A 21,683-nucleotide genomic window follows, 5' to 3' on the forward strand; every position below is an offset into this window, starting at 1 on the left:
ATTATTCCCCCGTTTCTTGCGGCGGGGTACCTGGCTCCGAAAGGGCCGGTGCTTTTCCCTGTGAGCCGAACAGCTTTATTTTTTCTGCGGCCACAGCCCGCATCGCCCTTTTGGACTTCTGCATGAGGTCAAAATAGCCCAGACTCCCGGCATCTTCTATGAGAACCATTCTGGCCGCCTCCGCGATTTCCGTGTAAATGTTTATTTTGGAAATGCCCCCCGCTATGCAGTCTTTAAAATCCTGATCACTCAGTCCCGATCCCCCGTGAAGCACAAGGGGGATGGAGACCCGCCGGTGTATTTCCTCCAGAAGCGGAATATTTAAATTTGGTTTTTCCCGGTATCTTCCGTGAACCGTTCCTATAGATACCGCCAGCGCATCGGCCCCGGTCATCTCCGCAAAATATGCGGCGTCCTCCGGTTTCGTATACACACTCCCGCCACTGCCGTCTGAATTCCCTTCCTCTCCGCCTACATGGCCCAGCTCCGCCTCGACGGAAGCGCCGAACGCTCCCGCCAGACGCACCGTCTTCGCGGTGTTTTCCAGATTTTCCTCAAGTGAAAGGGCAGAACCGTCGTACATGACAGAGGAGAACCCCAGCTCCATAGCCCGCACGGCCGTCTCCACCGACACCGCGTGATCCAGGTGGACGGCAACCGGGACTCCGGCCCGTTCAGCGGCCCGAACGAGCATGGAGCCCACCGCGGTCAGCTGTCCCGGCTGTACGGCATGTACTTCCGCCAATGCCAGGATGACGGGAGCTTTCCGTTCTTCCGCGGCTTCCAGAACCGCCTCGGCCATATCAGAGTGATGCACATCGAACATTCCCACCGCGTACTTCCCACGGCCGGCATTCTTCAGTATTTCTCGCAGCGTAACTACAGGCATATTCCTATTCCTCTCTATTTACCGGCGCAGTAATCACTCATCGCCTTTAATACAATCCACATGGAGGTGGCTCCTGCGTCCTGATGCCCCAGAGACTTCTCCTGAAGGAATTTCGCACGTCCCTTCTTCGCCACCATCTTCTTTGTCGCCTCCACGCCCTCTGCTCCCGCATCGGCCGCCCTCATAAGGGCCTCGGATAAATCGGCTCCAGCCCCGGCCGCCTCCTTCAAAGCGCACACCGCGGGCGCCAGACAGTCTACCAGCGTGCGGTCCCCTTCTTTGGCGCCGCCGATCATCTTGACTTCCTTAAGCCCCTGCTCCAGCATCTCCCCCAATTCCACTGCCGTCAGCCGGCTCCGCCCTGCCGCGCTCTCCGCCGCGCCTTCAAAGATGCTGCCGAAGATCGGGCCTATGGCTCCTCCCATCGTCTCGCTGAGCGTTTCCGCCGCTTCCTCCAGCAGCTCTTCCATTGACTGATACTGCTTTGATTCCAGCACCTTTTTCACAGCCCGGAATCCACGCGCCGCCGTGACACCGTGATCCCCGTCTCCCACAAAGCTGTCCAGTTCACACAGTCGGCGTTCTTCTGCGGCTACGCTGTCACAGACGCAGATCATCATTTCCCGCAGTTCCTCTACCGTTATAACGTTCATATCCGCCTCCCGCTCATCCCCTTATTTTTGCACCCACAACGGGCAGTCACACGGTCTTTCCCATAGCTCTTTCATGGTATCATCCACGGAACAGATGGATACAGACACACCGGCCAGTTCCTGGGTCGTAAGGAAATTGCCGACCCGACAGCCTGCGATCTCAAAGCCTTTAGACCGGAAGGTCTTCTCCAGCTCATTGTATAAGATATTTAACTCCATGGCGGTAGCGGCACCCGTGCCATTGACCAGTATTAAGAGTGACTCTCCCGGACGGTACGGCTTATCCTGAATCAGCGCATCCGCCATCAGTTCCGCCAGCCGGCCGGCCTTTGGCATGGGGATGCGGTTGTCTCCGCCGCCTTCCCCATGAACGCCCATCCCCATTTCCATCAAATCGTTATTCTCCAGGTACTCAAACATTTTAAGGCCCGTGCCCGGATGCGTACAGCTGGAATACGCTGCCGCATACGTCCGCGTGTTGTCCCTGACGCGTTCAAACATCTCTGCGCATTCCTCTATGGAGGCCCCGGCCTCCGCCATGGCGCCTACAATCTTCGCATAAAACAGCATGCCCGCGATGCCCCGCCGCTCCTCATTCTCTTCTCTCGGCGCGGAGGCAATATCGTCATAGAACAACACCTTTCGGATATCGATTCCGTGCTTTACCGCCTTCTTCCAGGCGATATTACCGTTGATTACATCACCCGCGTGATTCTGGATACACAGTAAGACCGGACTTTTGTCGTCGATCTCCTCGATCGCCTGAAACATCTTCTCTCCGGATGGCGCCGAAAACAGATCCCCGACAATATCACAGTCAAACATGCCTTCTCCTACCCAGCCGATGACTGCCGGTTCATGACCGCCGCCGTTTCCCATAACCAGCTTCACTTTTCCGGCAGACTTCGGAACCGCTCTGACGACTGCGGTCACACTGTCCGCCAGCTTCACCTGACGGGAATATATTTTTGCAAAGCCCTGCAGTTCATCTGCGATGAGAGTGTCCGGTTCATTCATGATTTTTTTCATTCGATTGCCCCCAGTTCTGTCCACTGCTGTTCTATTTCTTTCACGGCCTCCTCGCGGGTCTTGCTTCCGGCCACGTAGCTCTGCATGATCTCGCCGAATTTCTGGTGGAAGCTGTCGAGAGAGTAGACTGCCGACGGAACTCCTGGTTCTCTTGTCTCCATAAAGCTGGTCAGCGCAGCCGCGACATCTGTATTCGGCAGAGGTGTATCACCGATCGGCGGAATCGCATTCATCACTTCCGGGAACCATGTCTTTCCGTAGTCACAGTAGAGCCAGTTTAAGAAATCCAGTGTCTCATTTAATACTTTCGAGTCCTTGTTGACGCGGTACGCCTGCTCCGCCCCTGCTACGATGAAGAAATGCTCCGGATTCTCATCGACCTGATAGCCGCAGAAGCTGATCTTCATCTCAGGTGAGATCGCCTTTACGCTCGGCTCCATCGGTGCTCCGATTCCAGTCATCATCGCCGCTTTTCCGGTTGAAAATGCCGTAATTTCCGCATTCAAATCCGTCTCCAGAGGCTTGGCATCCCCGTATTTTACAGTGAGATCCACGTAGTCAAAATAATTTTCAGCCAGCACCGGATAGTCCGATACCTTTGCCGTACCGTCGATGAAGCTCTGTACAAGCGCCTCCGGGTCTCCCTCGCTGGCCACGTCTATAAAGTTCTGGAACACATACTTATAAACCCACCACTCCTTGTATCCGTTGGTAAATGGCTGAATACCCGCGGCCGACAGCTTCTCGCAGGCCGCCTCCAGCTCCGTAAAAGTGGCAGGCATGGCAGAGATTCCCGCCTGGTCAAAAAGCTCCTGATTGTACATCATGCCAAACGCGTTGGATATGACCGGAATTCCGAGCAGCTTGTCTTCATAGGTCATGGTGGCCTTTGCCGAGTCCGTCAGGGAAGACGCCAGAGGCTGGCCGGATAAATCATAGGAATACTCCGCATAGGCCTTCATCTCCTGGCCGCCTGTCGATGCAAAGATATCCGGTGTGTCGCCCGAGTTCATCTTCGCCTTTAATAAGGTCGGATAGTCCGACTGTGTCGTTTCGTAATTAATTGTGATATTGGGCGCTACCTTCTTGTACTCTTCGATCGCATTGGCAATCGCGTCTGCATTCTCGGGACAGCTCACAAACATGTAAATCTCTTTCTCTTCGGCAGCCGCCGCGGAAGCCCCCGTTTCCGATACCGGCGCATTGCCTGCACAGCCGGCCAGAAGTCCTGCCGCCATCGCGGCGCTCATAACCATGGAAATCATTCTCTTTCTTTTGTTCATAACCCTTCTCCTTTTGATTTTTTTGGAATAATCACCCTTTTACAGCACCGGCGACAACTCCTTTTATAATGTGTTTTTGCATGAAAATGAAGAACAAGATGGAAGGCAGCAGCGCTAAGACCATGGCAGTCATGGCGTATTGCCACTGCGTGTTGTACTGGCCGACAAAGGTATACGCCGCCAGCGTCAGAGTTTTGGTCTTCGGCGAACTGTTGACCATCAGCATCGGAAGCAGGAAATCGTTCCAGATCCACATGACGTCGAGAACCATGACCGTTGCGGTAACCGGCTTAAGCAGAGGAAATATGATCCTCACATAGGTGCTGAATGCGGAGGCGCCGTCTATGGTAGCACTCTCGTCGATTGCCCGCGGAATCGTCTTGATAAATCCCATATAGATAAACACCGCCATGGGAATTCCAAATCCCCAATACTGAATTCCGAGCCCCAGCAGGCTTCCGGAAAGGTGCAGCGTCTTCATGACCTTCACCAGCGTAATCATAATAGTCTGGAACGGCACCAGCATCGGTATGATACAGAACATATAGGCAGCTCTCGTAAACCTCGTATTCCTCCGGGCCAGAATATAGGCGGCCAGTGAGGAAAAAAACACGATTCCCATAATTCCCGTAAATGTAATCGCCACATTGTTAAAGAACAGACGTCCATAATTGATTTTTTCTATTACGTGGGTATAGTTGGCAAACTCCAGATGCGTCGGCAGCGCCACAACGTTGACCAGCACCTCTTTAAATGATTTAAAGGAATTTGTAAACATCAGGAATACCGGATAAATGTACACCGCGGCGCACAGGATCAGGATCACTTCCAGAATGATAAGGCCAACGCTTCTCTTCGGCGTCTGTTCCGCTCTTTTTCTTCTATTCATCACAGTTCAACCTCTCTGCTCTGCAGTAATTTTAACACGACATTGGTCAGCAGCATGACGGTAACAAACAGGATCAGTGCCTTCGCCGAGCCAAGTCCAAAGTTGTTGTTCTGGAATGCCTCCCGGTATACATCGAGGGTCGCGCTGTAGGTAGAGCCGCCCGGTCCGCCGGCAGTCAGAGCCAGAATGATATCAAAAATCTTAATCGCGTTGGTCAGCGCCATGAAAATACAGGTGGTGACGGTGCCTCCGAGAAGAGGCAGTGTAATTCTGAAGAATTTCGCCGTTCCACTGGCCCCGTCCACCACTGCGGCTTCCAGCACGTCCTCCGGAATGGCCTGGAGCCCTGCAATATACAGGACCATATAGAAGCCGACTGCCTGCCAGATGGATACGATCAGTATGGATACGAAGGCCAGTTTCTCATCTCCCAGCCAGCTGAGTCCGAAGATTCCCCATCCCGTCATCTCGCCCAGCGTATTGAACCCCTGCAGAAAGATAAATTTCCAGATAAATCCCACAATGATCATGCTCATGATATATGGGACGAAGAACACCGCCCTTAAGAGGTTGGCCGTCTTTAATCTCTTTACCAGCATCACCGCCAGAAGAAGTCCCAGGACATTGACGATAACCACAAAAAAGATCATATATTTTCCGGTAAAAAGCATGGCGTTTAAAAAGGTCTTATCCGCCGTAAAAATCTGAATAAAGTTGCCGAATCCGATGAACTCCGGTTTTTTAGCGATTCCATCCCATTTGGTCAATGAGTAGTAACCGCTCATAAAAAATGGAATGTAAAACACCACTGCGACGAGAATCAGCGCTGGAAATACAAAGATAAAATTTTCCCTGCCCTGCTTCGATTTCATTTTATTTTCACCCATCCCCGTAACTCCTTTTTTCCTGTTCTGTCTGAAGCTGATACTATCATACCTGTTTTGTGCAGTTATTTTAATGGAATTTTCAGGAATTATTATATGGAATAAAATGAACAGCATTTTTGACAATTTCCGATAGCATATCGCCCTGTTTTTGGTATAATATAAGAAAATACGAAAAATTCGGAGAGGACTCTTTATGAAACTTTTTCATGCAAAAAAACTTCGCAGCGGCTTAAAAACGCTCTTTTCTCATATATCCGTTCAGATTATCATGATTGTGGGCACGACCGTTGTTCTCGTACTTTTATGTACCGTTATGTTTTTCTATCACTCCACCGTTAAGATCATCCGCACGAATGCGGTCCGGTCCAATGAAATTATACTGGAGCAGTTTAACAACGGGTTCGAGACCTACATCGCGGAGCTTAAGAATTTTACACTGAATGTCCGCATGGACAGCGGAATTCTTTCCATAATCGAGTCCCCCGACATCGGCTATATCGAGCAGGAAACTCTGGGAAACTATATGAAGGCCATGTTCTATTCCCGCCACGATCTGTATGATATTTCCGTACATATGCTGCGAAACGATACCATGATCCGTTTTTCCCGTGATACGAAGAAGGTCTCGGTCTCACATGAAACGAATATCGAACAGGAAGACTGGTTTCTGGCTGCCGCCTCCAGCCCTGACTACTCCTGTATCGCCCCTTACCGTCCGGATGTCTGTTATCCAAAAGAAAGCTTTGCCTCTTCCGCCCCCTTTCTCCGAATCTACCGGGTTATTATCAACGCCTATACGAAAAAGCCCCTCGCCGTCGTGGAAGCCACCTGCGACATGAGCATCATGAATTCCATAATCAAGGATTTAGGGCAGGACAAAAGCAGCCTGTTCCGTCTGTCGGATCAGGACGGAACCCCTTACTTTCTCAACAGTCCGCAGCTTACGGATCTGCCCGTGTTCCCCCTCTCCACGGAGGATACTGCAAAACAGGAATCAGTCATGTTCCGCAATGACGAATATCTCTGCGTGACCCATTTGTCCAGGGACGGCCACTGGCTGCTCACGAAGCTGATCTCCGTCGATACGCTGACTGCCCAGAATATCAGCAGCAGAAACATCAGCCTCCTCGTACTGATTACAGCCACGGTCATCTCCATTACGGCAATCGCCTTTCTGGTCCACTTACTCACCCGTTCCCTAAAACGGCTCTCCAGCCAGATGGATCAGGCCGGAAAGGGCGATTTAAAAACGACGCTGGAGGAAACAGGAAGCTACGAGACCCGCATGCTGGCCCATCGGTATAACGCCATGATCCGGCAGATTGACGAACTGATCCAGAAAAATTACGTCATGGCTCTGGGGGAGAAAACCGCCAAACTGCAGGCGCTGGAATCACAGGTCAATCCCCATTTTCTCTATAACTCCCTGCAGGTCATCTCGTCGCGCACCATCGTAACCGGAGACCGGGAAATCTATAAAATGATCGAGGCTCTGGCTGCAAACCTGCGATATGCGTTTAAAGAGTCCGTTCTGGTTCCCGTCAGCCTGGAAGTGCAGTATGTCCGCAATTACCTTCTGCTGCTGAAGGCACGCTTTGAGGACCGCCTTTCCACGGATATCGAGGCCGGTGACGATGTCTCCCGGATCATGATCCCCAAGCTGGCCATATTCACGCTGATCGAAAACTCGGTCAGCCACGGCCTTGAGACGAGCATGAAGCAGCTTCGTATGGAGCTGAAGGTCCAGCTGGATCAGGGCTCCCTGATCATATCCGTCACGGATAACGGTCCCGGAATTCCTCCCGACACGCTCGAGCGCATCATCACGGATTTTTCTGCCGGAGACACGCTGGTATCAAACGGAGAACACATAGGACTCCGCAATCTAAACACCCGGTTAAAAATTTATTACGGGGACCGGGCTTCCCTGCGCTTAAGGAGCAGCCCCGGGATACGGACGGAAGCTGTAATAACCATTCATTTAACGGACGAGGAGACGACAGACGCATGTATAACGCATTGATTATTGACGACGAAAAACACGTAAGACAGGCAATCTCGTTTTTAGGCATGTGGAACGAAAACGGAATAAATCCGCCGTTTGAAGCAACTGACGGTCAGAGCGCGCTCGACTTTATGGAGCAGACGCCGGTCGACATCGTGCTTGTGGACATCAAAATGCCGGTGATGAACGGTATGCAGTTTTTGGAAGCCGCCACGCACCGGTTTCCAAAGGCAAAATACATCATCATCAGCGGTTTTAACGATTTCGAATATGCAAAGAAGGCAATCCGGTTTCAGATCATGGACTATCTGTTGAAACCGGTGTCGGAAACGGAACTGAACCACTGCCTGGAAAATGCCGTGAAACAGCTGAACGATGAGCTGGAGCTAACAAGAGCCAATCCGCTGGGGGATTTAATCAATCTCTTCTGTTCCAGAGACAGCGGCGGATCGCACTGTGCCATCGCCTCCATCCGCACAGGAAAGCCGGTGCCGGAGGACTTTTCCTGGGACAGCGAAAACATTCGGCTTCTGTCCTCCCTTCTTGCAGACCACGGGGCGGCCGGCGAGGAATACATGCTCCGGATGGATCAGCCATGGCTCCTGATCGCCGGGATCTTTACCGCAGGAGGCCATCATTCGGCAAGCCTGTCTCCCGGCGCGCTTTCCCTGTACGCCGCAGACCACATGGGACAGGCCATGGAAGCCTTCTGCCGGCGCACCGGGGTGGTGACGCTCACCGGAATCGGCAGTTTCGCACCGGCCTCCGCGGCCACGCTGAAGGAGTCCTCCAGAACGGCCGCGCTCATCACCTCCCGTATGAACTTATATGCGGCTGCTCCTATTGTATCTGCGGATTTTGAGATGTACGCTTCCCGAATCCCCGTCTCCCTGTCTTCCAGCCGGGAACTGCTGCGCCGTGCCCTCGGCAAGTGGGATGAAAAGTATTTCCGCAGCCTTCTGGATCAGTATTTTGAGACCCAGCGCGGAAAGTCCCTCATAACCGCCGAGGCGCTGAAACACAATGCGATGGAGCTGCTCATAATCATGCAGAACTTTTCACAGGAAAATTTCATCGAAAAGTATCAGGAGATCCTGCCCTCCTCCATCGAGGCAGAAGAAGAGGCGGCGATTACCGGAATCCGGTCGTTCACGGATTACTTCTGTTCTCTTTTCAGAGAGCTGAGTTTTAGAGCCGAGGGTTCCGCACAGCTGACTGTCTCGGAAATTCTGCAGGAAATTAAGACTTATATCGAGGTGAATTACGCCAGAGAGATTACCCTGACGTTCTTTTCAGAAAAATACCATCTGACCAAGGAATACTTGTCAAAACAGTTTAAGGAAAAATACGGATATGGGATTTATGAATACTTACTCTCGTTCCGCATGCAGAGAGCCGGTGAACTGCTGGTCACCTCGTCCATGAAGATTCAGGAGATCTCTGACCGCGTGGGCTATACGGATACCAATTACTTCAGCAAGGCGTTCAAGACGTATTACAGCATGTCTCCCAAAGAGTACCGGCAGAAAAAGCCGTCTTGACGAACGGACAAAATACTGTTATATTAAGGGCAACCTTTCGGACTCTTTGTTTTAAGTGTTTTGCATGAAAGTGAAGAAGCATACAAAAACATGGAAAAACAGGAGGAAAGAATCATGACAGAAACAAAATTATATGACAAGGTCTACGGAGCGGTGATGGGATTTGCCGTCGGTGATGCGTTGGGAGTCCCTGTTGAGGAGATGCATTACAGGAATATCCGGAAACAGTATGGGGAGGTCCGCCGGATGCTCCCTGTTGCTCCGCGCCTACTGGGCGGACAGCCGCATTACGAGCAGAGTATCAATCATGGGGATACCGCGCAGCTGGAGGCCGGCCGTTATGCCGATCCCTTCGGCTCACACGACATCCGTCCGGGCTCCTATTCGGATGACACGCGCTACTTACTGCTCTGCGCCAGGGCTGTCGTTCATTACGGACGGCGGATTACTTCTCTGGAATTTGCGCAGTTTTTGACCGAGTACGTACAGAATCTGGCGGTTACCAGACCGGCGGACGATTTGGAGCGGACGTGGGCCACTGCGATGTTCCATTTTGAAGCCCTCAACAGGATATCCACCAGCCGCCATTTTTTCTCTGCGCTCTACGAGATCTGCACAGGCTGGGATGGCGTCGGCGGTTTGATCAATCCCTTTGATCCCCGTGAAGCCGCACTGGATGGCGGTCCCATGGCCGCGGGTGTCGCCGTGGCCTTACGGCCGGACGCTACAGTTGACAGCATTGTCGGAGCCGTCAGGGACGCTTACTGGAGTCTGCCCGGCCACTTCTGTGAGCAGGGCGTCGATTTCCTTCAGAACTCCTACGTGAAGCGTATGGATCAGATTCTGGACTATGCCGCCCGCGTCATGGATCCCGAGGCGGTCATCGAGGAACTGTATGCAAAATACCTGGTTACATTTCCGCCCTACAACTTCTTATTTCCACTGGAGATGATACCCGCGGCCTGCGCGATCTTTAAGGCCTGCAATGGCAATTACAGCGATACGGTTTCCTTCTGCGCCGCATTCGGACGGGACTGCGACGGGACTGCGGCAATGGGCGGCCAGCTGGCGGCGGCGCTGAACGGCGCTTCTTCCATTCCATCCGACTATATCGAAGCAGTCAACTCCACCAGTACCATCGATATCTCAGCTTTGTGCGGTGACCTCTATTCCGTAATAACCGCACGCCTGGATTTCGACCGGTGCAAGGCAGACTGTTATGATAAACTGACGAAGTAAACCATTGATACACCTCTTTTTTCGAATAGCGGGAAACAGAGTCAGCAGCCTGAAGGCTCACAGAACAAAAGCGGCGGTATCATTTACGATACCGCCGCTTTTGTTCTGTGCATCTTTCGTGCAGAAGAAGGGACTTGAACCCTCACGGTATTGCTACCACACGGACCTGAACCGTGCGCGTCTGCCAATTCCGCCACTTCTGCATTGCTATACAGCATATAATTGTACGAATTGGTTGTCCAATTCATACAATTATATTACTATATTTATCCAAAATAATCAAGTACTTTTTTCAATTTTTTAAAAATAATTCAATTTTGTTATACGTAACCCAGTAATCCCGGCAGCCACAGCGACAGAATCGGCACGTAGCTGACCAGCAGAAGGACGATGAAAATGGCCGCAAAGTAAAGAAGAAGCGGTTTAATGACATTTTCAATCTTCGTCTTACCCACCTTTACACCTACGAACAGGGTCGTACCGACCGGAGGCGTGATGGTTCCGATACATAAGTTAAAGATCATCATGATGCCGAAATGTACGGTATTCATCCCCAGCTTCTGGCAGATCGGAAGGAAGATCGGCGTGAAGATCAGACAGGCTGGTGTCATATCCATGAACGTACCGATAATCAGCAGAAGGATATTGATGATAAAGAGAATGACGTAACGGTTATCGCTGATGCTTAACATGGCCTCTGAAACGGCCGTTGGAATCCCGGTAAAGGCCATGACCCAGCTCATGATGCTGGAGACACCGATTAAGAAGATGATGATACCCGTCATCTCCGCGCTGTCTAAGAATATCTTCGGCAGCTCTGAAATCTTAATGGACTTATAGAAGAACAGGGACAGGATCAGGCTGTATACCACCGCAACCACACTTCCCTCTGTCGCCGTAAAAATACCGGAGATAATACCGCCGATTACGATGATGATCATGAGCAGACAGGGAATCGCCTGGAAAAATACTTTCACTTTCTCACTCATGGAATACCGTCTGGTGCTGCGGTAGCCGCGTTTTTTCGCAAAATAGAAAATAACGGCCATACAGGCAAGGCCCCACAGGATGCCGGGGATATAGCCCGCCATGAAAAGCGCTGCAACGGAGGTTCCGCCGCTGACTAAGGAGAAGGTAATCATAACGTTGCTGGGAGGAATGAGCAGGCCGGTAGGCGCCGTCGCAATATTGGCCGCCGCCGAGAAATCACGGTCGTATCCCTCTTCCTCCTCGATCGGTCCGATGATGGAACCCATGGCGGAGGCCGCCGCGGTACCGGAACCGGATATCGCTCCGAACAGCATGTTGGCAACCGCATTGGTATGAGCCAGCGCTCCCGGAATTCTTCCGGTAAACAGTTTTGCAAAATTAATGAGACGGATCGCGATTCCGCCTTTGTTCATGATATTTCCCGCCAGGATAAAGAACGGAATGGCGAGAAGGCTGAACACTGAGATTCCTGAAAAGATACGCTGTGCTCCCGTAAGTACCGCCGCTCCCGTATTGAGAACCGGCAAAATCGCACAGATAGAGGAAACCGCCAGAGCCACCGCGATCGGTACGCCGGCCAGCAGCATAATCACTAAGAGGACCAGGATAATCAGTCCGCATGCAACCGCTATATTCATACTCTCGCCTCTCCCTTCTCACTGAAATCGCCATGCAGCATGTCCATGGCATTGGTAAAGCTAAAAAACATAATCAGAATTCCCGTCACCGGAACGATCATGTAGATGTATCCCATGGGAACCTGAAGGGAGGCCGTCGTCTGGATCATGGTCAGCTTCGTGATGGAGATTCCTCCGTATACCATGACGACCGCCGCAAACGCAAAGGTCAGAAAATCGATGGCGGTCTCCAGTACCTTTCTGGGAGTTCCCGTTATTTTATCGGCCAGGAAGCCCATTCTCATATGGTCTCGTTTTCCAAACACATAAGCGGAGGCGAGCAGAGCCATCCAGGTGAAGGAATACGTCAGAAGCTCTTCCGACACGGTGCTTGGCCGGTTAAAAAAGTATCTCGTAACAATCTGGTATGTGCCGATGATCGTCATCATGGCAAACAGGAAAATAATGAACAGTCCCAGAATCTTCATCAGGACTTCTCTGATTTTATGCAGTGCTTCCATTCTTACTCTTCCCCTTTCGCCTGTTCATTAACGGTCTGAATATGCTTGTAAAAATCGCCGATTTTCGGATTGTCATTCAGCATCTTCTCATGGAGCGGAAGTACTTTTTCCTTAAAGGCATCCACATCGACATCGATGAATTCCACGCCCATGTCTTCTGTGGCGATCTTCTTCGCCTCCTCGATGCTCTTGTCCCATTCCTTCATCTCCACTTCCGTGGAAAGCGCTGCCGCGTCCTTAAAGATCTGATACTCTTCCGGGCTCAGTCCCTCTAAAAACTTTAAGTTGGCGACCAGCATGTCCGGTACCATCTGATGCTTGTTGTAGCTGTAGTATTTTGCAACCTCACCGTGTTTATTATTCGTCAGGGCCAGCTCGTTGTTCTCCGCGCCGTCAATCACGCCCTGCTGAATCGCGGTATAGACCTCGCCGAAGCCCATGGGCGCCGCCGCCGCTCCAAAGGAGTTGACCATGGAAACGCTGGCCGGGCTCTGCTGTACTCTGATTTTCTTTCCCTTTAAGTCTTCCGGAGTACGAATCGGCGTTTTTGCATAGAAGTTTCTCGTACCCGCATTATACCAGGTAACGACGCGGAATCCGGCCTCGTCGGTGGACTCGTAAACCTGTTCCATATAGTCGGAGTCTTCCATGACAGTTTTATATACATCTTCCGAATCAAACAGATACGGCATGCTGAAAATTTCGTAGACATCTGCAAACGTCTCTAAGTTGGCGGTTCCTGCCACAACAAAATCGATGGCTCCCGTCTGTGTCAGCTCGATCGCCTTCTGGGCGGAACCAAGAATCTCATTCGGGAATATCTGTACCTCATACTTATCCCCCAGCCGTTCCTCCACGTATTCCTTAAAGGCCAGTAGTCCCAGATGCTCCGGATGGGTCTCTGACTGTGCGTGGGAAATACGGATAATCCGTTTTCCTGAAGTGATGGAACCACAGCCGGTCAAGGATACCGCCATGGCCGCGGCCATTAAAACAGCGGCTGCTTTTTTAATCATTTTTTTCAATGCTCTCCATTCCTTTCCTTCTCATACATTACATAGTTCACATACTATTTATCCCCGTTCCAAGGTATGTATATACTTCGAAACGGCCGGAATACTCTCCGGCAGCAAAAACAGCCGGCAAAGAGTCTGGCAAGCCGGACTCGCGCGCCGGAAAGCCTTCCCATGAAACAAAAAATCTCCATGGCTGCTTTTGTGTTACGAAATCGTTAAGATCTTGACATTTTCTTAACAGTAACATTATAAAGCCATGGAGATTAAATGTGTACAGTAAAATATTGACATTAAGGAGGGTAATATTACCCAATTTTCCAGTATTAGGGCGTGTTTTATTTCTATGACGGAAGACCGTCCCGATATTCCGACGGCAGCTGACCTGTGATCCGCTTAAAGATTTTTGAGAAATATTTCGAATCGCTGTAACCCACGCTTCTGCTCACGTCCTTAATATTGGCCCGTGGGTCCTCCAGCAGTTTTTTCGCCTCCTTCACCCTTAAATGGGTCAGATACGCGGTAAAATTCTGATCGAAGCACTGCTTAAACAGGCGGCAGAAATATACCTCTGAATAGTTCATGGCGCGCGCCGCGTCCTGCATGGAAATATCGCGGCTGTAGTTCTCCCTGACATAGGCGCGGATGGCGGCGGCTACTCTGGAGTACCCGTTCTCCGGTTCCTGATCGGGGTCATCCTTCGCGTCCCGGCTGGTTCCTGCATCGGTACCGCGGATGCCTTCCCCGTCTCTGCCGCCTTCTCCGTCTCTGCCGCCTTCCCTGCCTCTGCCGCCTCCCCCGGCAGCAGCTAAACCGCTCCTCGCAAAGCCTGCTCCGCCTGCCGGGCTTTCTGCCTTTCTCCGGCATAGATCCACCTGGCGCATGGCTTCCTCCATCACCGGGATGAGCTCCTCGTCATCACACGGCTTTAAAAGGTATTCCAGCGCATGGAGGGAAACTGCCCGCTTTGCATAGGAAAAATCGTCATACGCGGTTAAAAAGATGATAACGCAGTCCGGATGGCTCTTTCTGATCCACTCCGCCGCCTCCACGCCGTTCATCCCCGGCATTCCAATATCCATGATCACAATGGGCGTGTCGTTCTTATCCACCGCCAGGATCGCCTGCATGCCGTTTTCCGCATGAAAGACCTCACAGCTCTCTCCAAAATACTTTTTGAGCTTCCTGCTGAAGGACAGCCTCTCTATTTCTTCATCATCTGCAATCAAAACCCGGTACATGACTCTTTCCCCGCTTTCCCCTTTGTTTTCTGGCCTCTGTTTCTGTATCTCTGTATTTCTATATCTTTGTATCTCTGTATTTCTATATCTTTGTATCTCTGTATCCCCCCATCCCATGATCCCCTACATCTCAGCCACAGTAAACGCCATACGCACGACAGTTCCCCGCCCTTCTCTGCTGTCGATCAGCAGTTCTCCGTCGGGATACATGGTCTTAATCCGCCGGCTGATATTGCTGACTCCAATTCCCAGCTTCTGGCTCTCACCGTTTCTCAGCTCTTCCCTGATTTCTGCAAGCCGCTCCGGCGCAATCCCGGCTCCGGTGTCGGATACGGAAATAAAGATTCGTTTTCCCCTTATCCAGGACCGGATATGGAGCCGTCCGCCTTCCGGCTTTACCGCAAGGCCGTGGACAATGGCATTCTCCACCAGCGGCTGTAAGGCAAATACCGGAATCATGACCTCCATGGTATCCTGGCTGCAGTCCGAGGTATACCGGATCCTGCTGCCAAACCGCATCTTCTGAAGATAAATGTAATCCTCCACCACCTTCTTTTCCCGCTCAAAGGGCATCACGGACGCCGTCGATTTTAAATTGTAGCGGAACAGCCTGCTCATGGCCTGTATCATCTTCTCTGTCGTCTCCGCCTCCTCCATCTCCGCAGCTCCGGCAATGGTATTTAACGTATTGAACAGAAAATGGGGATTGATCTGGTTCTTTAACATCTGAAGCCGGACCGCCTCCAGCTGCGTCTCGACCTCATGCTTCTCTTTCAGCGTCTCGATATATCCCTGTGTGGAACATTTCATCCGGCAGAACGCCCGGACGAGATCCGCAATCTCATCTTCACATTCCGTTGAAACGGGAGGACCGCTGTAATCATTTTCCGCGATCCGTCTGGAATCCTCCGCCAGCGCCTGCACCGGCCTGACAATGTGTCTGCCAACCGACCGGTTCAGCCATAGGACGGCGGCCAGCGCAAGCGATCCCCAGAGAATCGTCAGCGCCGGAATCAGGAGAAACAGCGGAATCTGCTTTTCATATCTCCGGATTCCCGCGGCCACATTCATCTCCTGAAGGCTTCCGGCGTAGCTCTTGATGTAGTTCTGTATCTGATAGATCTCATACAGCTTCTGAACGTACTCAGGGTCATCCTCAGACATCGAAAGCAGCTCGGCCTTCCTCTTCTCATACGTATCGTAGCTGTTCTTCACGGACCACGTCTTTGCGAAACGTTCCCGCCCGATCTCGTCGTAATCGTACGGCAGAGCCTCCAGAGCCTTTCTCGCCGCACCGCACGCCTCTTTGTAAGCGGCTCTGTTATCCTCTGAACGGTCCCGGATCATGGTCTTAAACGTCCGGCTCTCCGTCTCCATCGCCGCCTGAAAGGATGCGCTGCGGGAATTGTCCTCCAGGATCTTCCGAAACCCGTTCATACCGAAGCCTGCGGTCACAAGGTTCATCAGGATCGAAAATGACACCGCAAATGCGGCGAGCACCGTAATTGCGCCCACCTTTTTGCGCAGAGGAAGCGAGAGCCACGTCCTGCGTACCTTATCACCAAATGATCCATTTCCCTTCACCCTGTCCATCAAACTGTCCTTTCCCTGCTGCATACCGCTGTACCGGTAAATCGAAAAAAGGATTTCATAAAAGGCTTTCACCTTTCACAAAATCCTCACCTGAGCCTTCGCTCTTATCATGCGGGAGATGGGACTTGAACCCACACGAGCATTCACCCACAAGATCCTTAGTCTTGCCTGTCTGCCAATTCCAGCACTCCCGCACAGCCATATCATAATACCAATAAATGGAGAAAATGTCAATATGTTTTACAATTTTAATTTTAATTTTTTCTCTGTTCCGGCTGCAATTCCACTATTTCCCAAGTTCCGCATTTCTCCGGTAATCGGTCGGTGATATGCCGCAGATCGATTTAAATGACTTCAAAAAATGCTTATCGCTCTCAAATCCCACTCTCCGTCCGATATCCTGTACCTTCTCATCGGTTGTTTCCAGGAGACGCTTCGCCTCCTCAATCCTGAGATTTTTTAAGTAGCTCACAAAATTAACGCCTGTGTATTCCTTAAATGCGATCGAGAACAGCGAATAGTTCATCGACACGTAATTCGATACCATGGCCATATTTAAGTCCGTCCGGAAGTTTTCCTCCAGGTAGCGCACCGCGGTCCTGATCTTGTTCCGGTTCTGATTGCTGTCATATACTTCATCCATACAGCTGCGGATCTGTCTGACCCAGGTGCAGAAGCACTCCTCGTACTCCTCCGCGTTCAAGAAGGCCAGAGGCGGCTCCATGTCAAACAGCGGCTGCTTCTCTTCGCTTACCATCTTCCTGTAAGACCCGCTCAGCTCCCTCTGAAGCCTGTCCGCCGATTCTATCACATCCGCCATGGCCAACTGGCCGTGCCGCGCCTGAAAGAGCAGATGCTTAAAAGAGAGCACCGCCTTTTCCATATGCTCCGTCGGAAACTGGCTCACGAAATGAGAGACGAACTCTTCCGGCACGTTCTCCCCGTCTTTTCCGGCTGCCATATCTGCCGGACAGCACCGGGAAAGTCCCCGGAAATACGCGTAAAGCCTGGCCTCTGCCGCCTCACGGTACGCATCCCCGCACGCTTCAAAGGAGCGGTGTTCCCCGCTTACGCCCACAGCACCTGCCAGTCCGGCATTCTGTAAAAACGCTTCCGAATGTGCTGCCTGTAAAAAGCGGATTTCCTGTCCATCCATCTCCAGTTCCAGACAGCCCGGCTCCGGCTCTTTTTCCTCTTCTTCCCTCCGCCTGGCGCTCACCACCGCATAATAAGGCTCCTGTCCCATATACTGTTCAAACTTCCACCGCACCGATTCCAGTTCCTTCTCCAGGACAGACGGCTGCTTCAAATAGAGCTTAAGCTCCCTGGCAAATGCCTGAAGCTCGATTCCTTCCAGCCTCTTCTCCCCATTAATCTCTGCATCCAGCTTCTTTAAAAGTTCTTCAATCTTCTCGCGTTTTACAGGTTTTAAGATGTAGTCCTTCACCCCGTGCTTCAGCATCTCCACCGCATAATTGAAGTCGTCGTATCCGCTTACCACGACGATCTTCGGACACTTTTTTAAATTCTCCGTCTCCTTTACCAGTTCAATCCCATCCAATTTCGGCATCCGGATATCGGTAAACATGACGTCTATCTCACGGTTTTTCAGGATCTCAAGCGCTTCCTGCCCATTTCTGCACTCCAGAATCTCCGATATCTCCACACTGCTGCGCTTCGCCATGACAGCAATTCCCTGACGTATCATCTTCTCATCTTCCACAATCAACAGCGTTCTCATCTGCTATCCCTCCATTACCGTTCATGAAATAACCCATTCTCATGACTGCCGTTTAAATTTCCTACAGCCTCCCTGTGTGTATAGGGAAGACGGATGCTTACCTTGGTAAAGCACCCTTCCTTCGATGCAAAATGAAGTCCGAAGCTTTCCCCGAACCGTATGTGAATTCTGTCCTGCACATTTTTTAAGCCGATACCATTGCCGGAGCCTCCGCTCACCTCGATTTCGCCGCTGACCTTCTTTTTCAGCAGCCCCACCTGATTTTCGTCCATTCCCTGCCCGGAATCGGTAATCTCAATCTCATAGTCTTCATCGCGGCAAACCGCCTTGATGTAGATGGTCGCATCGTTTTCCGTCTCCTCGATCCCATGGATAATCGCATTTTCCACGATCGGCTGGAGCGACATCTTGGGGACCTGCTGCTCATAGATATAATCCGGGATCCGGATCGAGAGCAGGATCGCAAAATCATACCGGAGGTTCATGAGCTGGATATAATTCTTAATATACTCCATCTCCTGGCGGATGGTCACATCACTGGAGGTCCATTTCATCCCGTACCGGAGCAGTTCACCGAGCGCAGTCACCGAATCCGATATCTCATACTCTTCTTTGATTTCTGCCATCATTTTTACCGCCTCCAGCACATTGTAGATGAAATGCGCATTGATCTGATTCTGGAGCGCCTTGATCTCCGTGTTCTTGATCAGCACCTCCCGGTTCACATTCTCCGCCATCAGGACAGAAATCCGGTCCAGCATCTTATTAAACTGCGTGCTCATCTCTCCCATCTCGTCTCTTCCCGGTTCGTAAACACGCTGCTCCAAATCGCCCTCCTGGACTTTGCGCACCACGGAAAGCATCTCATAAAACTTTTTTAAGAGTGCCTTCACCACGCCGTTTACCGCAAAAGCCAGGCACACGAAAATCACCAGCAGTACGGCAATCAGCAGATTCCGCTGTCTTGACAGCCGGTTCATCTCCGTCTTCATGCTGGTAATCTGTATATAGGTTCCGGAAAGCTCCTTCACGGGCTGACAGACCACGATCATGTCATCTCCGCCTGCTTTTACATACTCGGCCAGGAAGCCTTTTCCGGAGGCCTCCCCCTTTAAGACTGCTTCCAGCACCTCCTTATCTGGCTGCCACTCCTGTCCGTCAGTGCCGTTGTCATGCACCTTTCCGTCCGCAGACACAAAGCAAGCCCAGCTTCCGGCCTTCGCCTCGTACAGCTCCGGAAAAAACGTATCCATGGAGACTGCGGCCTCCACCACGCCGATGGGATTCCCATAATCATCCGTCACCTCCTGAACGAGGGCCATCAGATGATCCGAGGTATTCACCGCAAAATCCTTCATAACGGTGTCGGGATAATCAATCTGCCATTTCCCCGGCTCATAGTTCTCTCCCCACGGCACCTCCAAAAGCCTGCTGCCATGGTAAAGAACCGGCATCATCTCCGGAAAACCGTCGTTGTAAGCATACACCCGCACCTGATATAAGTAAGGATTGCTGTTGACCAGACGTTCCAGCATGGCAATGTCATTTCTGTCAAACTCCAGATAATCCTTTGCCGAAATCACCTCATCATTTTTCAGGCGGACCAGCATATCCTTAAGCCCCTGATTGTTTATAAAGGACTGAACGGACATATTGGAAAATTCAATGATACTCTGCATATTACTGTAATTTTCCTTCACCCGGTTTGCGTTCTCTGTCTTCGCCTGCCAGATGATATTCCCGGATATATTCCAATACAGAAAAATGGAAAAAGCAATCATCGGTACAACGACGATCACCATGACCGCCAGCGTGAATTTCTGATTCAGTTTAAGATTTCTGAAAGCCTTCTTCATCCTCAATTCCCAGCTTCTCCTTGTTCTTGTTGTAAAGCGCATCCAATTTCGCCGTATAGCCGTCGTAGTCATTCCTGTCACGGACCTGCAGATAGTCGTTCAGAATACGGTCAAACTCCGCCTCGTCCTCCGAAAGCAGCAGCTTCGGCAGTGTCTCTCCCCATATCTTCTGCTGCCTTTTATGAAGATCCATGCCCTCTCTGTCGCTGCCAAAATGAATACTGTACTGGGCGGTATAGACCGTATAGGGATACGTCCATTCCTCCAGCTGGCGGATTGCGTAATCCGACTCCTCCTTCCACTGGCTCTGAACCGCATTGTTTTGCAGCATCCAGTACGTGTTGTCTGCGCCGTACCGCTCGTCATAGGCCTTTCGGTCAGAATAGAGCAGCTCCTTTACCTCCGGCTTCGTGCACGCCTTTCCATCCACCATGTCATACATGGTTCCCTCGACGCCCAGGCAGACCATCTTCTGCCCTTCCTCGCTGATTAAGTACTGGAGCAGTTCCAGTGCCTTCTCCGGGTCCTTACAGTTTTTCGATATATACGTCACCGTCCATCCATAGATTCCGCTGACCGGAAGCTCCGGATCATCTCCCCTGGAGTTAGCAGGGCCTTTCACCGCCATGTACACGCTGTCCGGATTCCGCTCCGAGAGCATCCTCTGCTGATTCATGATATCCGAGGCCTGGAAAAACAGGCAGAAATACTGCCCCTTCGCCAGCTTTTCATTGATCTGCGCCCGCCTGTCGATAAAGATCTCATCTTTTAAATAGCCTTCCTCCCCCAACTGCCGGAAAACCTTCAGCCATTGCAGAAAATCCGGGTCCGTATTCCTGTCGTAATACCTGCCGGACTTTTCGTACGGAACCGCCAGAAAGGACTGGAGATAGGGACCGAAGGAATTACAGCCCTCGCTGGTAAATTCCTCCGCCCCTATGGGGATCAGCGGTTCTCCATCCACCTCCGGAAACTGTGACGCCGCCTTGCGGACCGCGTCGCAGAAGCCTTCCGGCGTTGACATATCCGGGCTTCCGATCGCCTCGTAGATATCCTTTCTCACCATGAAATTCTGGTTGGACGAGATTTTCTCCGTCCGGTAATCCTCCGGCGTGTAAAAGGAATTGGGATAGCCATACAGATTTCCGTCAGGCTGCTTGTACCAGCTCACCACATTCTCATCCAGCTCCCCGTAAAAAGCGGGATCATACTGATCCGCCAGCTCGTTTAGCGCCCAGACCTGTCCTTTCTCGATCATATCATAGTTCTGTTTTTCCGACCATCCCAGAGTAACCAGATCCGGGAGCGTGTCGGCGGCGATCATGGCATCCATTTTCTCGCTCTCATCGCCCTTCGGGGTCTGATAATGAACGCTCACTCCCGTGGCATCCGTAATCGCTCTGGCAACCTCACTGTCGCCCCAGACCGTTGCAAACCAGGAGTAGTTGATGTACCAGTTTAAATCCACGACACCGGGTTCTGTCCCCGGCTCTTCCGAAGACGGCGGAAACGGTTCCCGGACCTGTCCGGACCGGCATCCGCTCACCGCGCATCCCAGAATCAGCAGAACCAGGCACAGCGCTCCCTTCGTTCTGCCGTTTATACTTCTCTTTCCCATAAAACGGCTCCTCTCAATTCCAATCTGCCTCACCGGCAGCAGTCTCTCACCAAGTAAAACGGCCAAAAGCCGCTGCCT

Annotated in this window: 17 protein-coding genes and 2 tRNA genes; 3 read left to right on the forward strand and 16 right to left on the reverse strand. The window is 51.5% G+C overall.

Annotated elements, in window-relative coordinates:
* Position 1: 1 nt before the first annotated feature.
* Genes H8S80_RS21380 through H8S80_RS21405 form a run of 6 tightly spaced genes read right to left on the reverse strand, consistent with a single transcriptional unit; the run spans position 2 to position 5,630 of the window.
* The gene (locus H8S80_RS21380) at positions 2-889 is read right to left on the reverse strand and encodes a class II fructose-bisphosphate aldolase (RefSeq protein WP_117632829.1); all 888 of its coding nucleotides are present in this window, start codon (positions 887-889) and stop codon (positions 2-4) included.
* Between the two features lie 14 nt (positions 890-903).
* Positions 904-1,542, reverse strand: coding sequence for a dihydroxyacetone kinase subunit DhaL (gene dhaL / locus H8S80_RS21385; RefSeq protein ID WP_002603725.1), 639 nt, complete (start codon positions 1,540-1,542; stop codon positions 904-906).
* A 21-nt stretch (positions 1,543-1,563) separates the two neighbouring features.
* On the reverse strand, positions 1,564-2,571 hold the full coding sequence (locus H8S80_RS21390; protein WP_117632830.1) for a dihydroxyacetone kinase subunit DhaK: 1,008 nt from the start codon (positions 2,569-2,571) through the stop codon (positions 1,564-1,566).
* Positions 2,568-3,854, reverse strand: coding sequence for an ABC transporter substrate-binding protein (locus H8S80_RS21395; protein WP_117632831.1), 1,287 nt, complete (start codon positions 3,852-3,854; stop codon positions 2,568-2,570). Before H8S80_RS21395 ends, H8S80_RS21390 begins: the two co-directional genes overlap by 4 nt.
* A gap of 31 nt (positions 3,855-3,885) precedes the next feature.
* Positions 3,886-4,743 (reverse strand): carbohydrate ABC transporter permease, encoded by an 858-nt coding sequence (locus tag H8S80_RS21400; RefSeq protein ID WP_025532374.1) that lies wholly within the window; start codon positions 4,741-4,743, stop codon positions 3,886-3,888.
* Positions 4,743-5,630 carry a carbohydrate ABC transporter permease gene (locus H8S80_RS21405; protein WP_025532373.1) on the reverse strand — a complete coding sequence of 296 codons (888 nt, stop codon included), beginning with the start codon at positions 5,628-5,630 and terminating at the stop codon, positions 4,743-4,745. Before H8S80_RS21405 ends, H8S80_RS21400 begins: the two co-directional genes overlap by 1 nt.
* Positions 5,631-5,823: 193 nt before the next feature.
* Here H8S80_RS21405 and H8S80_RS21410 point away from each other — a divergent pair, with 193 nt between their 5' ends.
* From H8S80_RS21410 to H8S80_RS21420, 3 genes are all read left to right on the forward strand, one after another.
* Positions 5,824-7,653: a sensor histidine kinase gene (locus H8S80_RS21410; RefSeq protein ID WP_117632832.1), complete on the forward strand. Its 1,830-nt coding sequence runs from the start codon at positions 5,824-5,826 to the stop codon at positions 7,651-7,653.
* A complete protein-coding gene (locus tag H8S80_RS21415) occupies positions 7,638-9,176 on the forward strand; it encodes a response regulator transcription factor (RefSeq protein WP_117632833.1) in 1,539 nt (512 codons plus the stop codon). Before H8S80_RS21410 ends, H8S80_RS21415 begins: the two co-directional genes overlap by 16 nt.
* Positions 9,177-9,290: 114 nt before the next feature.
* Positions 9,291-10,415 carry an ADP-ribosylglycohydrolase family protein gene (locus tag H8S80_RS21420; RefSeq protein ID WP_002603718.1) on the forward strand — a complete coding sequence of 375 codons (1,125 nt, stop codon included), beginning with the start codon at positions 9,291-9,293 and terminating at the stop codon, positions 10,413-10,415.
* Between the two features lie 119 nt (positions 10,416-10,534).
* Here the strand turns inward: H8S80_RS21420 and H8S80_RS21425 are convergent.
* The 10 genes from H8S80_RS21425 to H8S80_RS21470 form a co-directional block, all read right to left on the reverse strand.
* Positions 10,535-10,618, reverse strand: a tRNA-Leu gene (locus H8S80_RS21425).
* Positions 10,619-10,735: 117 nt separating this feature from the next.
* Positions 10,736-12,043, reverse strand: coding sequence for a TRAP transporter large permease (locus H8S80_RS21430; RefSeq protein ID WP_025532040.1), 1,308 nt, complete (start codon positions 12,041-12,043; stop codon positions 10,736-10,738).
* Positions 12,040-12,543, reverse strand: coding sequence for a TRAP transporter small permease (locus H8S80_RS21435; RefSeq protein ID WP_025532038.1), 504 nt, complete (start codon positions 12,541-12,543; stop codon positions 12,040-12,042). The genes H8S80_RS21430 and H8S80_RS21435 overlap by 4 nt, the downstream gene beginning before the upstream one ends.
* Before the next feature lie 2 nt (positions 12,544-12,545).
* Complete coding sequence (locus H8S80_RS21440; protein ID WP_117620512.1) at positions 12,546-13,559, reverse strand: TRAP transporter substrate-binding protein; 1,014 nt, start codon at positions 13,557-13,559, stop codon at positions 12,546-12,548.
* A gap of 341 nt (positions 13,560-13,900) precedes the next feature.
* Positions 13,901-14,797, reverse strand: a complete 897-nt coding sequence (locus H8S80_RS21445) for a response regulator transcription factor (RefSeq protein ID WP_117632834.1) — start codon at positions 14,795-14,797, stop codon at positions 13,901-13,903.
* A gap of 123 nt (positions 14,798-14,920) precedes the next feature.
* Positions 14,921-16,414 (reverse strand): histidine kinase, encoded by a 1,494-nt coding sequence (locus tag H8S80_RS21450; RefSeq protein ID WP_347561620.1) that lies wholly within the window; start codon positions 16,412-16,414, stop codon positions 14,921-14,923.
* A gap of 86 nt (positions 16,415-16,500) precedes the next feature.
* Positions 16,501-16,584: transfer RNA gene (locus tag H8S80_RS21455), tRNA-Leu, on the reverse strand.
* Positions 16,585-16,676: 92 nt separating this feature from the next.
* Positions 16,677-18,131, reverse strand: a complete 1,455-nt coding sequence (locus H8S80_RS21460; RefSeq protein ID WP_117632835.1) for a response regulator — start codon at positions 18,129-18,131, stop codon at positions 16,677-16,679.
* 14 nt (positions 18,132-18,145) lie between these two features.
* Entirely contained in the window at positions 18,146-19,987 is a 1,842-nt protein-coding gene (locus H8S80_RS21465) for a cache domain-containing sensor histidine kinase (RefSeq protein ID WP_243007964.1), read from the reverse strand.
* Positions 19,962-21,605 (reverse strand): type 2 periplasmic-binding domain-containing protein, encoded by a 1,644-nt coding sequence (locus H8S80_RS21470; protein ID WP_117632892.1) that lies wholly within the window; start codon positions 21,603-21,605, stop codon positions 19,962-19,964. The genes H8S80_RS21465 and H8S80_RS21470 overlap by 26 nt, the downstream gene beginning before the upstream one ends.
* Positions 21,606-21,683 lie beyond the last annotated feature (78 nt).

This window comes from Hungatella sp. L36, from assembly GCF_014288035.1.